Here is a 19871-nt window from a genome sequence, read left to right on the forward strand (position 1 = left end):
TCGAAACCTCCTTTCGTGAATATTATCGAAACAAGGAATTCAAATCATTTATTGCTGTACGAGTATAAAAGGGGTTGGTCTGATCTATAATCGAATTTGTTAGTGGCAAATCTTCTGGTAGAATCACAATTTCAATTTGCTGATTAGAAAGTGTATCAACGGTTTTAAACACATCCAATACTAGTTTCTCGGAACTTTTCGCATCTTGATTGTCTACCGTTAATCCAATAAATGGAATCGGCTTACTTGCACTAGCGGGATTGTATATATGGGTAAAGTATGCGTTTTTGATTGAAGGAAAGCTTTTTAAATTGTCGGAAATAACACTTAGAACAGATTGAGGGATTCCTTCCATTTGGTTTGTTAAGAAATTCTGTTTTTCTTCAACACTTAACTCCTCAAAAAAGTAATGTAAAATTCTTCCGTCCCGTAGTGTTTCGAGTTCCTGTTGGATAATCTTTTTACTAACATCAAAACCAGGGTTAAGAACCCATGGGGTATCTGACTCAATTAGTTTTAGTAACATACGTGTGGAGATTTTTATATATTTATAGTTTCCCTTATAGATGGAGTTGAATTTCTCAATACTTGAATACACAGGGAGAACAAGCTCATTATTCATTTCTATATACTTTAAATTCAAAATAGGTTCTCCATTTGTGCTGGAGGAAACCGTGCCGATTGCAACCACCTCTAAATCCAGGAGGGCTTTATAAAAATAATAGCGCTTCTCAGGATTATTTATGGCTTCTGACAGAATGGAATCAAATGGATCAATTGTTTGTTTTTTCATTTTTTTCACATGCACGCTCCAATTTAGGATTATGGTAATATTATACAATCAAAAAGTGGGTGAAAGTAGGTAACAAAGTACTAGGAAAAATAGCATGATTTTTATTGTGGGGCTTCAATTTTTGTACCAAATCATCATTTAGCACACATTATTCTGTTTCCGGTCATAAAATGTATAAAAGCAGGTCAATAAAGAGACCGGGAAAGTTGTGATATGAATTTATGAAAAACAATTCAAATAATCACTTCTTATTTAAAAATCTCACGGAAAAACGGATGTCATTTGATCGAGTTTTTGAGCATATTACTGAGTTCATGCGCTCCCAACCTAGTGGGAAATTCAGGCTCATTATTGGGACAGATTCTCAAGTGCACCCAAGACAAACTACCTTTATAACAGGTGTTGTCATCCTTAATGAAGGAAAAGGTGTCTGGGCATGTATCCGAAAAGTGGTTGTTCCAAGGAGAATGGAACAATTGCATGAGCGCATTTCCTATGAATTATCATTATCGGAGGAAGTTGTTTCATTGTTTACCGAAGAGAAGAAAAATCAACTCATCGATATCGTGCTCCCTTATATATATGATGGTGCTTCATTCACAATGGAGGGGCACATTGACATCGGAGCAGGGAAGAGAAACAAAACACGTGAATTTGTGAAGGAAATGGTGACACGAATGGAAGCAATTGGTGTGGAACCGAAAATAAAACCAAATGCATTCGTGGCCTCATGCTACGCGAACCGTTATACCAAATAGAGTGTTAGAGTTGGATTGCCACTTAATTCTGGTAAAACGGAATCGGTGCCTGGCACCCAGTGAGTATCGTAATCTTGCAATCTCGCTGGGAATCAGGCACCGATTTTTTATGTAGATTTAGAAAAGTTGTAGTATGAGCTTGCTACGAGGGATAGGGAATTTTAATTACGAGATGAATCCGCGTTGTAGGGGAGAGGAGGGGGAAAACGAACAAGGATTTTTAGCTGTATCCTTTTCAAAAGCTGGATGAAGGGGAAAAAGCAATCTGAATTTAGAAGTGAATCCTCTTCATAGAGGGGATGAAGGGAAAAAGCAATCTGGATTTTGATCTGAATCCTCTTCATAAGCAGAATGAAGGGGAAAATAGGCTTGAATTTAGAAGTGAATCCTCTTCATAGAGGGGATGAAGGGGAAAAGGACCCTGGATTTAGAAGCGAATCCTCTTCATAGAGGGGATGAAGGGGAAAAAGCAATCTGAATTTAGAAGTGAATCCTCTTCATAGAGGGGATGAAGGGGAAAGTAGGCTTGAATTTAGAAGTGAATCCTCTTCATAAACGAGATGAAGGGGAAAAGGAACCTTGATTTTGGTGTGAATCCTCTTCATAAGCGTGATGAAGTCCCGAACGCATCGTTGTCCATTGCTCAAAGTCTTTCATAAGCTGGATGAAGTCCCGAACACCAGGACGTCCATCGCGCAAAGTCCTTCATAAGCGTGATGAAGTCCCGAACGCATCGTTGTCCATTGCTCAAAGTCTTTCATAAGCTGGATGAAGTCCCGAACACCAGGACGTCCATCGCGCAAAGTCCTTCATAAGCATGATGAAGTCCCGAACGCATCGTCGTCCATTGCTCAAAGTCTTTCATAAGCTGGATGAAGTCCCGAACTACATGGCGTCCATCGCGCAAAGTCCTTCATAAGCGTGATGAAGTCCCGAACGCATCGTCGTCCATTGCTCAAAGTCTTTCATAAGCTGGATGAAGTCCCGAACACCAGGACGTCCATCGCTCAAAGTCCTTCATAAGCGGTATGAAGTCCCGAACGCGCTGGCAGCCATCACCGAAAGTCCTTCATAAGTGGTATGAAGTCCCGAACACCCCGGCAGCCGTCATCCAAAGTCCTTCATAAACTTAATGGCTCCCCCGACCAAACATAGCATGTAGAATCTAGTAAAGGTCTACATCTCTGCCATAGATCAAATTACAAAAAACAAAGACGGCATCATCACAATTCGGATGCCGTCTTTTCTATTAGTTATTAATATACTTTTCGAAAACATCACCAAAGTCTTTCCTGAGGTACTGATCCCGTGCTGACGATAGCCAAGAGAAGCCGTATTCGGTTAATTGCTTGTATTCCTCAGCAAGCTGGATTTCTGATGGTCGGGAGTTGTGCAATACTGTTACCGCTTTGTCCAAGCTATTGATCGCCATATCATACATAATATTATTTTCATGAATAACTTCAGAAATATAAACGAGTGCTTTGTATAAATCATTTAATTTATCGATCTGTCTTTTATCCACATCAATACTAAAAGCTTGATTACCTAAGTTGAATTTTATTTCGATATCTAAATCAACTCTACCAGCTGTTTCGAGAAAAACATTTGTGATTTTATGTTGTGAATACGGGTAGCGTTTTAGCATCCGTTTCGATGAAACGGCATTCGCACCATCAACATGGATGAAAGCGGTGTTTGTGAAGCAATACTCATCGGCTTTTGTCTTAATCAAGAAGTAAATCTTTTCATTATCCTCATGTCTAATGTAATCATCTGCGTCTGTTTTGTCATAATCCTCTGGACCAATAATTTTTCCGATATCCGATAAACCTAAAGCATCAGCTGCGAATTTTTTTAACATGATAACTTCCCCTCCATACGAAAACAATTTCATTCCAAACTCATTATATCGCGTTTGTGATAGGAGTATAACCCTAAATTTCTAAAAAATGGTACTCTTGACGACCCCATTGCCTAAAAACTTAATAAGGGGCCAACTAAACATCCTTGAAAGTTTTGAATCTAAAGCTGGTAAATAAAGACCAATAGAAGATTGAGTTTTCTTGATCCATACACATGCTAAAGAAACTCAACCTTGCTTTTGCTTTTTTATGAACTGGCGAATCAGACTGATGATGAAAAGCAGCGGGATATAACCAAATAATAAAGTAGTACCACTAATCAATACCATTTTTTGTATGAGTTGAGTGTAATAGATATCAATAAGTTCGCTATTTACAAAAAGATACAAAGCTAGTAATAAAAGCAGAATATTAGTTGGCTTTATTTTTGGAAGAGTAACTTTTATAGAGCGAACAGCTGACCAAAGATATAAACATATAACTGGCATGATCACTAAGAGCCAGGTGAATATAAAGATAAACTCAAAGCGTTCCAAAAAAGGAAACTGTATGATTTTTATCATTGTCAAGGTTGGCCATGTTAAGTGCTGAATTTTTCCTTGTACAAAAAACATAAAAGAGACAAGCGTTATAAATACAGTTATGATTGTTGTAAACAATAAGCCAAAATGCCCCCACTTGCCTGCCTTTTTTCCGTTTTTTATGAATGGAAAATATACAAGAGCTGTTTCAAACCCTATAAATAATGGGATAGCTGCTTTAATCGAAATAAAATGGTCTTTTAAACTATGATCAAAAAGCGGTTGGAGGTATGACACCTCCAAAAAGCCTGCAATATAAAAAAAGGAAACTAATAAGAAAATGGGAATCACGACACCCCAAAATGCAACTCCAGTAATAACTCGAAATCCCCCAGAGACCAGATAAAAAGCGAGACAACAAAGTAGAAGAGCATACTCCCAACTAGGAATGCCATCAAAAACCCATACTTGGAGAAGGTCAATATAACCATATACAACCGCTATTCCTGCTAGAGAAAAATAGCATGCCAACAATAAATTTAAAGCGCCTCCTAGTTTCTTTCCCAGTAGGTCTTTATGAAACGAAAGAATATCGCCTGCGGGAGACTGTTTTAATATATATAGCATCATATAGAACAAAAGGTGAAGGCTTAAACCCAAAGCTAAAATGGACATCCATGCTTCACTACCAGCCCCTTTACTTACATTTCCTTGATACCTTAATAAAGCAATCCCAATTTGAGAGGTGTGGATTAAAAAAAACAGGAAATATGGAGAGACTTGTTTACTTTCGTTAATCTGACTGTTCATAATTGACCATCCTAGTCTTGTCTAGCCTAGCCCTGAAGGCCCGAATGTATGATTTCTAAGTTCAAATCAATATTGATAGGTAGCGTAGGATATTGCTCATAAAAGGATGTTTTTTCCCAATCTCGATCCTTGGATCGAACTATATTTCCAATACCTAGCGGATCAACACCTGTTTCTTTGAACTTATTTAAGAGTTCCTCGACATCTTCTTGTACATTTTTTTTAATTAAACCTTTAATCATTTCAAGATCATGTGGATTTTCTAAGTTGAAACGGTCCGGATGATGTGTAACTATCCATGTGAGCTTTAAAGAAAGATTTAATTGCTGCTTATCTTTTACCCATTCCCACTTCCTTTTATTTCGAAACCCTTGAATCACAATGACTTCTTTCAGATCCTTTTCGTCAAGGACAATTTCATATATGGCTTGTGTTCGATAATCCTCTAAAATCGAAAAAGTAAAGGTTTCTTTCTCATCCAAGTGAAGTTTGAGCTTATCATTTTTAAAAATACCAACTCGATCAACCTGTATCTTATCGTTCTCGTCAATCGTTATCATTGGTACATACGGATCCATTCCTTCTCCATAGTAATGGTTTAAAAAAACATGCAGGTTCATCTTTGGAAGTTGTTGTCCTGTCATGTTTTGTTTGATTTGATCAGCTAGCGTCAGGTTACCCTTTTTTAGGGAGTTAAGTGTTTCCTTGGCACTGTGGGTAGAAACAGCAATTTGTATATTGGTCGCGATTTCTGGTGTCAAAAGAAGTCGTTCTACTACATCGTTAACACCAGTTTTTGCATAATCATTACCGAACACTATAACCCTAATTTTGGATAAGGCTACTGGGGTACTTGTATGTGTTGACATTTTAGGTCTTAATAGCGCAACTGCATCTGTTTTCTCTTCTAAATATTGAATTTTATCGCTGGACTTGCTCTTGGTATATTCAGGATACAAGGCAGTTCCAACCATATTCCCGTTCTCGTCTAAATCAAAACCAAATACATGTATAATACTCAACTTATCAACAATCTTAGTTCTTGCACATCCTACTAGGCATCCGATACAAACAAATATAATAACAAGTATTCTACCTTTTCTCCGTTTACCCATATAATCTCTGCTTTCTTTTTTAGAAAATTTTATTCTGAGTTCAGTCCATCTTCTGAATCTTGGGATGGGGTTGGAGTATATCGTTTGTTACTTAATGGTCTAAAGTACGATGGACGTTTTTTAAGATTTACGAAACTAGGCCTTATGAAAGAACCAAGTGCCCAGCCTTTACGATAGGGATAGAGGGGGACCATATAAGGAACCCCTAATGACTTGAGTCGAGACAAATGTCCGATTATAAAAAGTAACCCTACATAAATACCTAAACCACCCCAAATGGCAGCTAGTAAAATAAAAGGATATCTTAACATTCTTACAGCAGTTGACATTTTATATATTGGCGTTGTAAAAGAGGCTAAGGCTGAGAGTGCAACAATGATTAACAAAATGGTACTGGTAAGTGCAGCTTCCACAGTTGCCTGTCCGATTACAATTCCTCCGACTATTCCAAGTGTCTGTCCAATTTTTGTGGGCAAACGAGCTCCAGCTTCTCTGAGAAGATCAATTGTTACTTCTAGGAACAAAACTTCAATGACAGGTGGAAAGGGAACGTTGGCTCTTGAGTTAATGATTGGACCAAGCAAGTCTTTTGGTATAACCTCAAAATGGAATGTTAGAATCGCAACATAAAAGGATGTTGCAAACATAGAAAAAAGCATTCCAAAAATCCGTATTAATTTAAAAAAAGATGCGATTAAAGAGGGTAGATAAAAATCCTCTGGATTTGAGAAAAAATCCATGAGATTTACGGGTCCTATTACAGCATAGGAGGATTTATCGGTAATTAGGACAACTTGTCCTAATAAAAGCGATCCCACAGTCCGATCTATTCTTTCTGTTGTTACAAATAATGGAAATGGTGATGAGGAATGATCGGAAATTAATTGTTCCAGCTGAGTATTGTCAAATATAGCATCAACATCAAGGTTTTGTAATCTCTGTGTCGCAGTTTTTACAAACTCAGGATTCGTAACACCATCTATGTAAGCAATGACAACCTTTGTTTGTGTCCTTGTTCCAACAACTAATTCATCAAAAATAAGATCTGGTGAATGAAGATGCTCTCTTAGCATATGGAGATTTGTCCCAATATCTTCAATAAATCCAACCTTTGGCCCTATCACACTAAATTCATTTTGTGTGTCATTTGTTTCCCGTTGACCAAGTCTTGCGTTCCCAATCTTAAGTAGAGCAAATTCATCCATTTGATTTTTAAAATAAATAACTGTTGCACCTTCATGAAGTGCCTTTTCAATTTCCTTTGGATCCTTCGTAACTACCATATCCTCAATTGGGATAATATTTTTCAAATCAGATACTTTTTCTACAACAGAAATATTTTCTTTTAAATTCTGTAAAAGGGACTGTTGTAGCGTTTTAGAATCAACTAACGTTTTAAAAAAACTTAATGAAATGTTATTATTTTTCTCAATAGGTGTGATTGTTGTAAAATCACTCGACTTTTTTGCTTTATTAAATACTTCCTCAATGGTTTTTTCTTCAGTTTCATAACTGTTAACAGTTTGTTTAAAATCCTTCTTTTTCCAGAACATACCTCCACCTAACCCCGTATAAAGTGCAAATACTTTCAATTAGTATTTAACAACAAAGAAGGAAGTATTCACCATCCACGAATGACTTTCTACTAAACGTATCTTCATTTTAGATATTTCGATTTAGGTTGGGGAAGATTACCTCTTATACTGGCTTTATAAAATTGGAACAAGCGGATGGAGGCTAACCTACACGTCATGAACAATTACACGAATGATAATTCGGCAAGACGTTATATAGCAAATGTCAGTATATTTGGTACATCTATCATTCACTTGAGGAACCCATATATTATTGCTTGGTGGTCGGCGGCTTTTCCGGGGTTTGGCCATTTGCTATTAGACAAATATCATCGTGGATACCTGCTAATTATTTGGGAAGTTATTGTAAATATTAATGCTAACGTAAACCTTGCAATGATTCATTCATTTCATGGAAATATAGAAATGGCCAAGAACATCTTGGACACGAGATGGCTCCTTATGTACATACCTGTCTACATTTTTGGGATTTGGGACAGCTACCGATCAACAATTGATCTTAATAATATGTATATACTTGCCGACCATGAGAACCATCGATTTAACACTTTTAGCATGGGGGCTGCTGGTATCAACTATTTGGATAAAAGAAATCCAATCCTAGTTATTATATGGTCATTGTTCATGCCAGGGTTAGGTCACCTCTATAATCATAAAACGATTACGGCTTTCTTTCTCATTATTTGCTGTGTAATTTTTTTCTACTTTTCACATGCTCTAGAAGCTGTCTCTCTATTGTTCTTAGGTAAAGTAAACGAAGCTACAAAAGTTTTAGATCCAGAGTGGTTCTTGTTTTTACCATCAGTTTTTGGTTTTGCTATTTATGATTCATACATTAATGCAGTTGAAAATAACAAGTTATACGAAAGGGATCAACGGAATTTCTTAAGAGAAAATTACCAATCAAGTCAATTTCAAGTTCTCAAAGGACAAAAAGTGAAGTGATAAATGAATGCAGGTATTTGCAACGTTTAAAAATAATGATTATTTAGAGATTGCCATCGTGGAGATAGAGAAAAAGGGGATAAAGAGCGAAAATATTTTTGCGGTTCCGCTTGATAATCCAAAAGAAGACGTAAGACTATTTGATACATTGAAAGAATCGGATGGCACCACTCTTTTTGATATTGGGGCGGCACTTGCTACGGCGTTTGCTGTAATTGGTGCAAGCCTTGGATTTAACCTAACTTGGGGGCCAATTTATTGGGGATTAATTGGTGCAGTAGTTGGATTTATGATCGGCTTTACAATCAGACTATATGTAGAGATTGTATATAAAAAGAAAAAGAGGTCACAAAATGGTAAAATTGCTGAAACCATTCTTATCATCGATTGTGATGAATTACAAGCAAAGCAAATAGAAGATATTCTATGGGAGTACCATGCCTTAGGTGTTGCAATAGTAAAGGGAAATACATAAAATCCTACTTATAAACGAAACCTGTCCTTTTGAAGAACAGGTTATTTTGCTTTTGTGAAGAAGGCCAGAGGCTCTTTTGCTATTCTAATTAGGAGGGACTCCAGCTATAAATGGCAGAATGTTAATACTTTCTAGGGGTGTAGGAATTCCAAATTTATGAGTTGTGCTTTATACTTGGTTAGTATGTTGTAAAAAAGGATAGAAATGGACTATACTTATATTTCTTCAGAACCTGAAAACGACAAGATTTATTAACTTGAATATAGACAAAAAGGTTTACCTAGGGAGGAACAATAATTGGCAGTAACGAAACCAGAAACGATGATTGTTGAGATTAAAAAGTTAGATGAAAAAGGATCAGGTCAAGGGGTCGTGTGGCGTGAAAATGAGCACGGTAATAAAAAAAAGCTAAAACTCACGATTCCGCAAACCTTAATTGGTGAGCAGGTTCGTGTAACGGTAGACCAACCTGATCGTAAACGAAGAAAGGTGATGGCTGAGGAAATCCTAGCAGCAAATAAACAACGTCTTGCACCACCCTGTCCTCATTTTGAAAAATGCGGTGGCTGTGTATGGCAGCATTGGGATTACAAGGGACAGCTTCAGTACAAAACAAATTATGTAAAGCGACAAGTTGAATCACAAGGTTTTAATCCGGACCTTGTTAAAGATACCATTGGAATGGACGAGCCATGGCATTACCGAAATAAGATGGAATTTACCTTCTCTCCTGAGGGGTCACTAGGTTTACATGAACAAGGAAACTTCCGAAAGATCATTTCCCTTGAAACATGCCTAATTGCAGGTGAAAAAATGGTGGAAGGTGCTATGGAAGTTGCACAGTGGGCAAAAGACCATCAGCTACCTGGCTATAACAAAGATCAGCATGAAGGTCTTCTTCGACACCTTATGGTGAGACAATCATTTGCTACTGGTGAAATCATGCTTGCCATTTTTGCAACTGAGGCGCCAGAAGGCAATCTTAAACATGCCTCAGATGATTTAGTGAAACGAATCGAAGAAAAATTCCCAGAAGTAAAAAGCTTACTTTGGCTTGAAAATACGGACTGGGCAGACCGAACTCAATCTGAAGAAACGCATGTATTAGCGGGGCGTGATTTCATTTATGAGGAAATGGATGGATATCGTTTCCGTGTCTGGTTTGACACCTTCTTCCAAACAAACCCAACGCAAGCTCAAAAGTTAGTAGACCTAGCTGTGGAAATGGGGGAACCTAAGAAAACAGAAAAAATGATTGATCTTTTCTGTGGTGTTGGAACATTTTCTCTACCATTTGCCAGTCGTGTTGAAAAGCTTGCAGGTATTGAAATTGTTGAAAGCTCAATTGAGTCTGCAAAACGCAATGCAAAAGATAATGGTTTATCAAACACGTATTTCTTAGCTAAGGACGCAAGAAAAGGAATTGATGAATTGCTTGAGAGTTTTGGACGACCAGAGTTACTTTTACTTGATCCTCCACGCTCAGGTGCCGGCGGTAAAGTAATGAGAAGGATTGGTCGCTCACAGCCAGAAAGAATTGTCTATGTTTCTTGTAACCCAGAGACTTTTGCAACGGATATTAAAGAACTTGAGCCTTTTGGATACACCCTAAAAATGGTTCAACCAGTGGACCTATTCCCACATACTGTGCACGTTGAAGCAGTTGCATTACTTGTAAAAGAATAAAGATAAGCTAAAGCCTTCCGGGTGTTCCGGAAGGCTTTCTTTTTTGGTTCCGAATCGGGCTATATGTCCGATAAAATTAGGACTATGTCCGATATCTTAAAAGTTATGTCCGATAAAATCAGGATTATGTCCGATATCTAGAGTGTTGTGTCCGATAAATCAGTAACTTTGTCCGAAATCCAGCTAACTTCTTCCATCAATACCCCCTTTACATAGTCGGCCTTACGGAGAAACCGCCGGAAGGGTTTAAATCTGGCCCGAAATGGAAGTATGCGGAAACACATCCATTCCAGATTTACCGCAATTCTTCTGATAAATTTTTCAAAAGTAATAAATACTACAAGTATTACCAAAAGAATCATCCTTTGGAGGTCTTTATGTCAAAAAAGCAAAGTTTATTAAAGAACGGAAATAAGTCATCTTTGATTGCTTCTATTGTAAATACTATAATTGCGATTATTAAAGGAGTTGCATACTTCTTCACGGGGAATGTCGCGATGTTTGCTGAAACAATGCATTCACTAGGTGACGCAGCCAATCAATTTTTCGTATACATTGGTAGTGCATTAAGTAAAAAAATGCCGAACGAAAAATATCCAAACGGTTTTGGCCGCCTTGTTAATTTGGTTTTACTCGGTGCCGTGATCATTGTAGGGATTATGAGTTATGAAACAATAAAAGAGGGATATCATCATATTAAACACCCAACCGAATCGAGTGGGATTGCCATTAATCTGTCTGTTTTAGGGTTAGCTGTAATTTTGGAGTCTTATGTTCTTTTTAAGGCGATGAAGGAAGTTTTACATGAGGCACGGGTTGAAGCTAAAGGATTTGCAGCAATCGGCAAAAGTTTCAACAATTTAGGGAGAGCTACACCTGCCACGAAACTTGTATTCATGGAGGATTTAGTCGCAACCCTTGGTGGAGTCATTGCAATTTTTGGAATTCTGCTTTCCTATTATGGGGGTTGGCATGCCGCAGAAGGAATTGCATCAATCATAATTGGATTAATGATGTTTTACGTAGTGGGCAGAGTATTCTTGGATAATGCCAAAGGGGTACTTGGTGAAGCGGATGAAGAGCTAGAAAACAAAATTGCTGAGCTTATTTATACAAATCCAGAAATTAAAGATATAAACGCATTGTTTGCCATGAAGGAAGGAGAGGATTTCCATATCGAAATGAAGCTGGAGATAGACTGTAATATAACTGTTAGAGAGGCTGTTAAAATAAAAGAACGCATTGAGGAAAAAATCCAAGCAATGAATGGAGTGACTGATGTCATCATTGAATTTGTAGAAGATGATGGGGTTAAATCATGGAAACAAGGGTTAGTTACTAAGTGAAACCGAAAAGATTTTGCAAATCAAAAAAACCGGCACAATGCCGGTTTTTTGATTTTTACTGCTGAGGAGCAGGAGATTTTTTCTTAGGTTTTGGTTTCAAATACAAACCTAGTTCTTTTTTCTCTTTTGTTAATGAACGATATAGTGAAATCATCATCAGCACCATTATTATTGAAAATGGGAAAGCTGCTGCAATAAGGGCATTTTGTAATGCCTGTAAACCACCGCTATATAATAAAATAGCAGCTACTGTTGATTGAAGGATTCCCCAAGTCAGTTTTACAGTATTTGGGGGTGTTAGTGAACCGTATGTGGTTTGCATACCAAGTACAAATGTAGCTGAGTCCGCAGATGTAATAAAGAATGTTGAAACAAGTATAATCGCAACCACTGATAAAACCACCGATAGAGAAGATTCATTAAAGATTGCAAAAAGTACTTCTTCTGTAGCAAATTGTGAGAGATCCACGTTTCCTTCCTTTTGAACTTCTACAGCAGAAGTCCCAAATGCTGCAAACCAGAGAAAGCTTACTAATGCCGGAAGCAATAAAACACCGATAATAAATTGTCGAATTGTTCTTCCCTTTGAGACACGGGCAATAAAAATACCTACAAACGGTGACCATGAAATCCACCAAGCCCAGTAGAAAATAGTCCAACCGTTAATCCAAGAACGGTGTTCTTCATTAAGTGGAGCAATTCTAAAACTCATCTGTACAATATTTTGTATATATCCACCAAGTGTATCTGTAAACATATCAAGAATCAGAACTGTAGGACCTGCTACAAACATTAAAATGAGAAGGGCAAGTGCTAAAATCATATTTGCATTACTTAAATATTTAATCCCTTTACTTAATCCAGACCATGCGGAAATCATAAATAAGACGGTAACAACAGCAATAATGATTAATTGAATGAAGAAACTAATCGGTATATCAAGTAAATAAGCTAACCCCCCATTAATTTGTGCTGCACCAAACCCTAGCGTTGTCGCAACACCTACAACCGTTGCAAATACGGCTAGTACATCAACCAAGGTACCAAGTTTTCCTTCCATTGCTTTTTTACCTAGAACAGGCTTTAATGTAGCTGAAATTAAACCTGGTTCACCTTTTCGAAAATTAAAATAGGCTAAGGCGAGTGCAACGAGTGCATAAATTCCCCAAGCATGTATTCCCCAATGGAAAAATGTATAGCGCATCGCTTCTTTTTGGGAAGCGTTTGTAGCACCCTCTGCTAAAGGGGGAGTCATATAATGGGAAAGAGGTTCTGCTGCCCCCCAGAAGACAAGTCCAATCCCCATCCCAGCACTAAATAACATCGCAAACCATGATATATTTGAATACTCAGGTTTCTCATCAGGTTTTCCTAATCGAATTGCCCCAACTGGGCTAAAAATAAGGAAAACGCAGAATATCACAATGATTGTGACTAAAATAAGGTAATACCATCCAAAGGCTGATGTAATAAATGATTGAATATTACCTGTTACTTCTTCAAAACTTTTTGGTGCTGCAACACCAAATATGACAGCTGCAAGAACGATAGCAACCGAAATCCAAAAAACATTTGATATTTTCTTCATCATATAACCCTTTCTTTTACATTAACTTTTATGTAAACATAGTTTTCCCACAAAAGTTTAGCTATATTAGGTTAACAGAGTTTACTACTTTTTGCCAATAATCCTGACTTTTGATCTGAGTTGAGACTGTATGATTTGGTTAAACAAAAACTGAAAAAAAGATGTAGATTTTATGATATTATTATCATAACCACAGAGAAAATATCGATTTACATATAAATAAATCAGGGGAGACTTTATGCTAGGATTTTTGCAGATTAAAGGCAAGATAAATACGGATTTAATCCTATTAGTAACCCTGGTAGGATTTGTATTATTAGCCTCTCATTTCAAATTAACGTTACTTTATGGAATTACTTTTACATTTGCGAGTATTTCAGTTTTTTTAATACTTCGCATTTTTGGCTATACCACCGCGATTGTAACGAGTTTAATTGCCATCTTTATTGCCATGTTTTTTTCAAACAGTCCCTATTATGCAGTGATCATGCTTGTTGAAGTCATATTTGTTGGAGCCTTTTTCTTAAGAGGGCGAAAAGCAAAAATGTTTTTCGTTGACTTTTTTTTTCTGGACTTTTATAGGAATAGCCCTGCTCTTTATTTTCTGTCGAGAATCACTGTCAGGCAGTGCACTCTATTTTCAAATCTGTAAAGATGTTGCAAATGGTCTTTTTAATGTATTAGTTGCAGATATGTTGCTAGCTTATTTCCCATTCTATAAGTTTGTTAAAAATAAACGAATCAGCAAAAATAATGTATCAGTACACCAATTCTTATCCCAAATCACCATTTTAACAATTCTTGTTCCGTTCTTTATTAGTGTAGTTACAAATACGTTAAACACCTTTGAAGTTATTAAGAAGGACTTAGTTAATGTTAGTGAAACGAGAGCAAATCGGATAGAAAACGACCTGTATCAACTAAAAAAAGCAAACGGAAGTATCGACATTAATCAAATTGAAGAAATATTATGGCAAAATAAGAACCAAGATACCGATATTACGGTATTGGACAATAGAAATCATGTCATTTCATCGACAGCGTTGGCGGATTTTGATCCGAATAAGTATGAAATTCGGAAGATTTCACCTAATGTTTTTGAGGCTTTACCGGTAGCTAACAATGAAATGCAGCCGATTACAAGGTGGGACGATGCTTTTTATTTTTATATAAGAGATACGGATTCATACCGAATTATGTTGCAGTACCCAATCGCTGGGTATCAACAACAAATTTTTAATATTTCTCTCGACCAACTAAAATACTTACTCATTCTAGCAGTTTCAGCCATATTGTTTGTAATGGCTGTTAGCAGAATGCTCACGAATAACCTAAGGCAACTGACAACAATTACAACAGGATTACCACAAAAGCTGCGTTCTTTAGAAAATATTGAATGGCCGCAAGGTTCAATATCAGAACTTCGCATCTTGAGTAAAAATTTAAAGAAAATGGCTGATAAGCTAAAGGAGTTATTTCAAGAGAGCATTGAGATGAACCACATTCTAAGAGAACAAACTTCAAGATTGAAGGAATCCGAGGACAAGCTTCATAAACTTGCTTTTTATGATAGTTTAACATACTTACCCAATCGTTATTTCTTCCAAAAATATGTACGTGAATTAATTCGAAATAACCATGACCAAATGTTTGCGATTATTTTTATCGACCTCAATCAATTTAAACAAATCAATGATACATTAGGTCATGATGCAGGAGATACACTTCTAAAAGCAACTGGTAACAAGCTAAAGAAGTTGCAAGAAGACACTAGACAGGTTTTCAGACTTGGAGGGGACGAGTTTGTTGTTGTCCATTCTGTTGATAGCAGAGATGAGATAGATAAAACATTAGACATGATTGTCAAAGAATTTTCATCCTATTATACAATAGCGGGTCAAAATCACTATATAACTGCAAGTATAGGGGTCAGTGTGTACCCGGAAGATGGTAAAGATCTAGATACATTAGTAAAATATGCTGACATTGCAATGTACACCTCGAAGGAGAAAGGTGGCAATAGGGTTCAGTTTTTCAATGGGTCCATGAAAAATAAATTTCAAGAGCGTTTAGAAATAGAAAATGCTCTGCGTACTGCAGTGGATAAGGATCGGTTTGAACAATTTTATCAGCCGAAGACAATGGCAGGTAAGATCACAAGTATTGAAGCATTGATTCGTTGGAATGATCCCATATTAGGGGTGGTTTCACCTGGAGTTTTTATTGGTGTAGCTGAAGAAATAGGTCTCATTTCGCAAGTTGATGAGTGGTCTCTCACCCAGGCCTGTAGACAAAATAAACAATGGCAGCTTGAAAACCTTCTTCATGTTCCGATTTCGGTAAACCTATCGGCCAAACATTTTCAACAAGATTATCTTGTTTCAATGGTCAATAAGGCATTGCAAGATTCTGGATTAGAGCCACAATATTTAAAGCTTGAGATTACAGAAAGTGTATTTATTACGAATCAACAGCATGTTGCTGATCGGATTCGAAAACTGAAAGAGCTAGGAGTTCAAATTTCAATTGATGATTTTGGAAAGGGATACTCGTCTCTCTACCAGCTATTGAAGCTTCCAATTGACGAAATAAAAATCGACAGACAATTTATTCATAATATCGATAAAGATGAGAAAAAAGCGTTATTAGTAAAATCGATTTTTGATATTGCACATGGACTTCAGTTGAACGTGGTGGCAGAAGGTGTAGAAACTTGGAATGAATGTGATATCCTTGTGAACATGGGCTGCGACGAGATACAAGGCTTTTTATTCAGTCGGCCAATTAATAAAGTTGATATGGACGAATTTATTCATAAAAAGTCAATAAGGTCTAAAGTGGCTGTCATAGGAGAAATAGACTGAATAAAAAGGAGGTTTCACATCGAAAACCTCCTTTTTACATGTATTTAGTGACACCTGCTCGAGGTCACAAATTTCTAAGGAAAGAGTTCGTCGCGTGTTTGTCGCCGATAAGAGGCTCTTTCTAGATTGTAATATTTACATCGCCATCTTCTGTAATTTCAACGGTTGTGTAGCTCTCAAATGTTGACATTTCCGTAATTTCACGTTTCTCATTGCTTGCAAAACTTTCCATGTATCTTTGATACGTTTCTGGATCCTTGACAATGTGATAGAAATATGTCATTTTTCCTTCGCTATCACTATGTGTCCTTAAGAAAAATCTGTCCTTAAACTCATTTTTAAACCACTCTCTGGCTTCCATATGATTCGAAAAATCTGGCATGTTGTCATAAATAGATGTTATATCAATGTTCATGTTGATTCACCTCTCATGAGATTTTCGGATGTGTTTAGTATGTCCATCTATTTACAACACATCCATCGTGAATGCTATGCACCATGCTTGAGATTTTTTTCTACTTTTATCTTTCTTTCAAAGTCCTTTTTTTCAATCAAAAGGGAGACAAAAACACTACCTACAATCGCCCATAATGGGGCACCGATATGAAAGAAATTTACTCCAGACATTCCAATAATGAATGCAAAAAATGCCCCCATCTGAAACTTTGTATCGGAAAAAGCAATTTTAAGTGACGATAAGAGTACACCTATCATCGCTAAGCCTGCAATGGTACTCACAATTACACCTGGCATCGCAATTACAAAAGGAACAACAAGCGCTGCAAATATACCGAAGCTTGCAAATAAAACTCCATTTGATGCAGAAGCAGCATATCTGCCTTCTTTCTTACCTGATTCATCAGATGCACAAATAGCAGTCATTGGCCCTGCAGTGTTGATGGCGTGAGCTCCAAAAAAGGAGGCAATAAAACCAAAAATTGCGCCAAAGATGGCCATCGCACTAATTGGCGGTTTATATCCCTTTGCCATTAGGATTCCTGTAGTTTGTGCATTCTCTGTACAAATGATTAAGATTGCAAGAGGGATTGATAGAGAAATAATAGCGTTAAAACTAAAGGTTGGAAGTTCTAGTTGAGGAAGCACAAATGAACTTTGTACATTTGAAAAATTAAACTCATTCATGACAATGGCAAGGAGTACCGAGACCACTAACGCTGATAAAACAGGTGGTATTTTTTTGATATATCTTGAGGATAACAAATAGACCAAGATGGCCGAACCAGCTAATAGAGGGGATACTTCAACAGAAGTAATCATCTCAATTGCAAATCGCATCATGACACCAACAATCATTCCCATTACGATTGGAACTGGTATCCAATTCATCACCTTATCGATTAATCCAGTTATACCTAGTATAAGAACAATGAGGTTTGCTACAAGATAGGCACCGATTGCTTCTTGTAATGAAAAATGTGATAAAGCACCTGCCACTAGCACAGCACCAGCAATTGAATATGCCCCTGCAATCGGTTGTTTATATTTTAAAGATAAAAAGAGTCCCAATAAACCTCCAAAAAAATACACGGCAAATAACCAGCTGATTGTTTGTTCATGGGTTAAACCACCGCTTGATGCACCTCCGATAATAATCAGTGCAGGGCCTGTACACCCGAAAATAGCTGCAACAACACCTGAACTAATCGTATTAACGTTTAGATTTCCGTATAGATTCTTGAATCTACTATTACCTTTCATTTTAACCTCCTTGATTATCAAGATATCCATGTTTCTAATAGAGCTTATGTATTTAAATTAATAATACCACATCCTAAAACAAAAATTACGTATTTTTTACGAACGTTTTAAAAACCTTCAAAAAGATAGAATGAAAGAGTATTTAAGAGAAAAGATATTGTTTCCTTGCGAAAATGAGCAATTTACAGGCTTGATAATTAAAAAAAGATTCAGTATATTTGAAATTAATTACGAAAGGTTCAAAAACGTAATACATAATTCTAGGAGGTAATGAAGAATGACAACTACAGTAAATGAAACAAAAACATTAACAGTAAAGAAGGCTAATGGGATCGCTGAAGTTCACATTCATGTAAACAAAACAAACTCTTATGACCTCGAATATTACAAAGAATTAAACGCTGCAATTGATGATATTCGTTTTGACAATGACATTAAAGTAGTTGTATTAATGAGTGATATGCCAAAATTCTTCTCAGCAGGAGCGAATATTAATTTCTTAAAGTCGGCTGAACCACGCTTTAAAACACAATTCTGCTTATTCTGTAACGAAACATTAGATAAAATTGCACGCTCACCACAAATCTGGATTGCTTGTTTAGAGGGCCACACAGTTGGTGGTGGTTTAGAAATGGCTCTAGCTTGTGACCTTCGTTTTATGGGAGATCAAGCAGGTAAAATTGGGCTTCCTGAAGTTTCCCTTGGCGTACTTGCAGGTACAGGTGGAACTCAGCGTCTAGCTCGACAAGTTGGACACTCTAAAGCACTTGACCTGAATATTACAGGCGAAACATTAACACCTCAAGAGGCACTAGATATTAACTTAGTAGATCGTGTGTTTCCACAAGAAGAAACAAGAGCGAAAACGTTAGAATACGCAGAAAAGATTGCGAACAGCGCAAGTTATGCAACTTCTAACATTAAGCTATCAATTATGAATGGAAAAGAAATGCCACTTAACGTAGCAATCCGCTACGAGGGTGAGCTTCAAAACTTATTATTCCGTTCACAAGATGCACAAGAAGGCCTTAGTGCGTTCATCGAAAAGCGTGAAGCTAACTGGAGTGGAAAATAAGGTCAACTGAATCCATAGCGATGCCGGAAATTCCGGTATCGCTCTTTTAAAATAGCCTACTAATTTCAAATTAATTATCTTAGGGCTCAGCGACCTTCGCGAGCCTTTTAGTTTCTAATGACTAGTTTCGGCGCCATCGGTACTTAGGTCATAAACCAATTGCTTCGGAATGTATGTGCACCTTCTGTTAGCGTCTTTTACTGGTGGCCGATAAGCTGCGCCCTGCACTTTTCTAATAGGGGGATGAAATGTGAGATCAAATGAATTTCAAGTCATCGTTAACTGGGGAGATACAGATAAAGCAGGTATTGTATACTACCCAAATTACTTTAAATGGTTCGACATTGCGGGACATCAATTTTTTAGAAGTTGTGGATTGTCACCGAACACATTAGAAGAAGAACGTCAAATTATTTTGCCAATGCTTGATGCTAGATGTAGTTTTGAAAAGATATTATTATATGATGATATTATTACCATTAAAACTCAGGTTGAGGAAATTAAAACAAAAACAATCAAGCTAAGACATGAGGTGTATAGAGGAGAAACACGAACTGGACATGGATATGAAATTAGAGGGTGGGTAAAACAAACGCCAGCTGAAATTAAAGCAGTTCCAATACCAAATGACGTATTAGCCATTCTTAAAGAAGAACTCCACACAAATGAATCAGGAAAAAGACCACTTTTTAATGCATAATCTCCAAAATCCTCTA

General features: G+C 37.0%; 16 protein-coding genes. 8 read left to right on the forward strand and 8 right to left on the reverse strand.

The window, feature by feature from the left end; genetic code table 11:
- Positions 1–22: 22 nt before the first annotated feature.
- Positions 23–793 (reverse strand): enhanced serine sensitivity protein SseB C-terminal domain-containing protein, encoded by a 771-nt coding sequence (locus AC6CHV_RS18815; protein ID WP_341333582.1) that lies wholly within the window; start codon positions 791–793, stop codon positions 23–25.
- Positions 794–1014: 221 nt separating this feature from the next.
- Between AC6CHV_RS18815 and AC6CHV_RS18820 the strand changes: the two genes are divergently transcribed.
- Entirely contained in the window at positions 1015–1551 is a 537-nt protein-coding gene (locus AC6CHV_RS18820; RefSeq protein WP_341332765.1) for a ribonuclease H-like YkuK family protein, read from the forward strand.
- 1249 nt (positions 1552–2800) lie between these two features.
- Here AC6CHV_RS18820 and AC6CHV_RS18825 read toward each other — a convergent pair.
- The 4 genes from AC6CHV_RS18825 to AC6CHV_RS18840 all read right to left on the reverse strand — a co-directional run bounded on the left by AC6CHV_RS18825 (position 2801) and on the right by AC6CHV_RS18840 (position 7415).
- Complete coding sequence (locus AC6CHV_RS18825) at positions 2801–3415, reverse strand: PH domain-containing protein (RefSeq protein WP_440273570.1); 615 nt, start codon at positions 3413–3415, stop codon at positions 2801–2803.
- Positions 3416–3643: 228 nt separating this feature from the next.
- Positions 3644–4747: a GerAB/ArcD/ProY family transporter gene (locus AC6CHV_RS18830; RefSeq protein ID WP_498079468.1), complete on the reverse strand. Its 1104-nt coding sequence runs from the start codon at positions 4745–4747 to the stop codon at positions 3644–3646.
- A 26-nt stretch (positions 4748–4773) separates the two neighbouring features.
- Positions 4774–5862 carry a Ger(x)C family spore germination protein gene (locus tag AC6CHV_RS18835; RefSeq protein ID WP_498079469.1) on the reverse strand — a complete coding sequence of 363 codons (1089 nt, stop codon included), beginning with the start codon at positions 5860–5862 and terminating at the stop codon, positions 4774–4776.
- A 29-nt stretch (positions 5863–5891) separates the two neighbouring features.
- Complete coding sequence (locus AC6CHV_RS18840; protein ID WP_341332761.1) at positions 5892–7415, reverse strand: spore germination protein; 1524 nt, start codon at positions 7413–7415, stop codon at positions 5892–5894.
- Positions 7416–7613: 198 nt separating this feature from the next.
- Here AC6CHV_RS18840 and AC6CHV_RS18845 point away from each other — a divergent pair, with 198 nt between their 5' ends.
- The 4 genes from AC6CHV_RS18845 (at position 7614) to AC6CHV_RS18860 (ending at position 11909) form a co-directional block, all read left to right on the forward strand.
- The gene (locus AC6CHV_RS18845; RefSeq protein WP_341332760.1) at positions 7614–8402 is read left to right on the forward strand and encodes a hypothetical protein; all 789 of its coding nucleotides are present in this window, start codon (positions 7614–7616) and stop codon (positions 8400–8402) included.
- 7 nt (positions 8403–8409) lie between these two features.
- Positions 8410–8877, forward strand: a complete 468-nt coding sequence (locus AC6CHV_RS18850) for a hypothetical protein (protein WP_498079470.1) — start codon at positions 8410–8412, stop codon at positions 8875–8877.
- A gap of 321 nt (positions 8878–9198) precedes the next feature.
- Positions 9199–10563, forward strand: a complete 1365-nt coding sequence (gene rlmD / locus AC6CHV_RS18855) for a 23S rRNA (uracil(1939)-C(5))-methyltransferase RlmD (RefSeq protein WP_498079490.1) — start codon at positions 9199–9201, stop codon at positions 10561–10563.
- Positions 10564–10940: 377 nt separating this feature from the next.
- The gene (locus tag AC6CHV_RS18860; protein ID WP_498079471.1) at positions 10941–11909 is read left to right on the forward strand and encodes a cation diffusion facilitator family transporter; all 969 of its coding nucleotides are present in this window, start codon (positions 10941–10943) and stop codon (positions 11907–11909) included.
- Positions 11910–11964: 55 nt separating this feature from the next.
- On the opposite strand, the gene AC6CHV_RS18865 is transcribed toward AC6CHV_RS18860, so the two are convergent.
- Positions 11965–13497 carry a glycine betaine uptake BCCT transporter gene (locus tag AC6CHV_RS18865; RefSeq protein ID WP_440273488.1) on the reverse strand — a complete coding sequence of 511 codons (1533 nt, stop codon included), beginning with the start codon at positions 13495–13497 and terminating at the stop codon, positions 11965–11967.
- Positions 13498–14051: 554 nt separating this feature from the next.
- Here AC6CHV_RS18865 and AC6CHV_RS18870 point away from each other — a divergent pair.
- Complete coding sequence (locus tag AC6CHV_RS18870; RefSeq protein WP_498079472.1) at positions 14052–16361, forward strand: EAL domain-containing protein; 2310 nt, start codon at positions 14052–14054, stop codon at positions 16359–16361.
- Between the two features lie 121 nt (positions 16362–16482).
- Here the strand turns inward: AC6CHV_RS18870 and AC6CHV_RS18875 are convergent, their stop codons facing one another.
- A complete protein-coding gene (locus tag AC6CHV_RS18875; protein ID WP_498079473.1) occupies positions 16483–16776 on the reverse strand; it encodes a hypothetical protein in 294 nt (97 codons plus the stop codon).
- A gap of 74 nt (positions 16777–16850) precedes the next feature.
- Positions 16851–18080: a benzoate/H(+) symporter BenE family transporter gene (locus AC6CHV_RS18880; protein ID WP_498079474.1), complete on the reverse strand. Its 1230-nt coding sequence runs from the start codon at positions 18078–18080 to the stop codon at positions 16851–16853.
- A 277-nt stretch (positions 18081–18357) separates the two neighbouring features.
- Here AC6CHV_RS18880 and AC6CHV_RS18885 point away from each other — a divergent pair, with 277 nt between their 5' ends.
- Together AC6CHV_RS18885 and AC6CHV_RS18890 are read left to right on the forward strand one after the other, a co-directional pair.
- Positions 18358–19155 carry an enoyl-CoA hydratase-related protein gene (locus AC6CHV_RS18885; RefSeq protein ID WP_498079475.1) on the forward strand — a complete coding sequence of 266 codons (798 nt, stop codon included), beginning with the start codon at positions 18358–18360 and terminating at the stop codon, positions 19153–19155.
- Between the two features lie 250 nt (positions 19156–19405).
- Entirely contained in the window at positions 19406–19855 is a 450-nt protein-coding gene (locus AC6CHV_RS18890; protein ID WP_498079476.1) for a thioesterase family protein, read from the forward strand.
- Positions 19856–19871: the final 16 nt, after the last annotated feature.

It is taken from the genome of Ferdinandcohnia sp. GQ5 (assembly GCF_059759275.1).

What these genes read in the sequence shown, in the direction of transcription:
- AC6CHV_RS18815 (WP_341333582.1), bottom strand. Translation starts at nt 793, where the DNA reads ATGAAAAAACAAACAATTGATCCATTTGATTCCATTCTGTCAGAAGCC.
- AC6CHV_RS18820 (WP_341332765.1), top strand. Translation starts at nt 1,015, where the DNA reads ATGAAAAACAATTCAAATAATCACTTCTTATTTAAAAATCTCACGGAA.
- AC6CHV_RS18825 (WP_440273570.1), bottom strand. Translation starts at nt 3,415, where the DNA reads ATGTTAAAAAAATTCGCAGCTGATGCTTTAGGTTTATCGGATATCGGA.
- AC6CHV_RS18830 (WP_498079468.1), bottom strand. Translation starts at nt 4,747, where the DNA reads ATGAACAGTCAGATTAACGAAAGTAAACAAGTCTCTCCATATTTCCTG.
- AC6CHV_RS18835 (WP_498079469.1), bottom strand. Translation starts at nt 5,862, where the DNA reads ATGGGTAAACGGAGAAAAGGTAGAATACTTGTTATTATATTTGTTTGT.
- AC6CHV_RS18840 (WP_341332761.1), bottom strand. Translation starts at nt 7,415, where the DNA reads ATGTTCTGGAAAAAGAAGGATTTTAAACAAACTGTTAACAGTTATGAA.
- AC6CHV_RS18845 (WP_341332760.1), top strand. Translation starts at nt 7,614, where the DNA reads ATGAACAATTACACGAATGATAATTCGGCAAGACGTTATATAGCAAAT.
- AC6CHV_RS18850 (WP_498079470.1), top strand. Translation starts at nt 8,410, where the DNA reads ATGCAGGTATTTGCAACGTTTAAAAATAATGATTATTTAGAGATTGCC.
- rlmD (WP_498079490.1), top strand. Translation starts at nt 9,199, where the DNA reads ATGATTGTTGAGATTAAAAAGTTAGATGAAAAAGGATCAGGTCAAGGG.
- AC6CHV_RS18860 (WP_498079471.1), top strand. Translation starts at nt 10,941, where the DNA reads ATGTCAAAAAAGCAAAGTTTATTAAAGAACGGAAATAAGTCATCTTTG.
- AC6CHV_RS18865 (WP_440273488.1), bottom strand. Translation starts at nt 13,497, where the DNA reads ATGAAGAAAATATCAAATGTTTTTTGGATTTCGGTTGCTATCGTTCTT.
- AC6CHV_RS18875 (WP_498079473.1), bottom strand. Translation starts at nt 16,776, where the DNA reads ATGAACATTGATATAACATCTATTTATGACAACATGCCAGATTTTTCG.
- AC6CHV_RS18880 (WP_498079474.1), bottom strand. Translation starts at nt 18,080, where the DNA reads ATGAAAGGTAATAGTAGATTCAAGAATCTATACGGAAATCTAAACGTT.
- AC6CHV_RS18885 (WP_498079475.1), top strand. Translation starts at nt 18,358, where the DNA reads ATGACAACTACAGTAAATGAAACAAAAACATTAACAGTAAAGAAGGCT.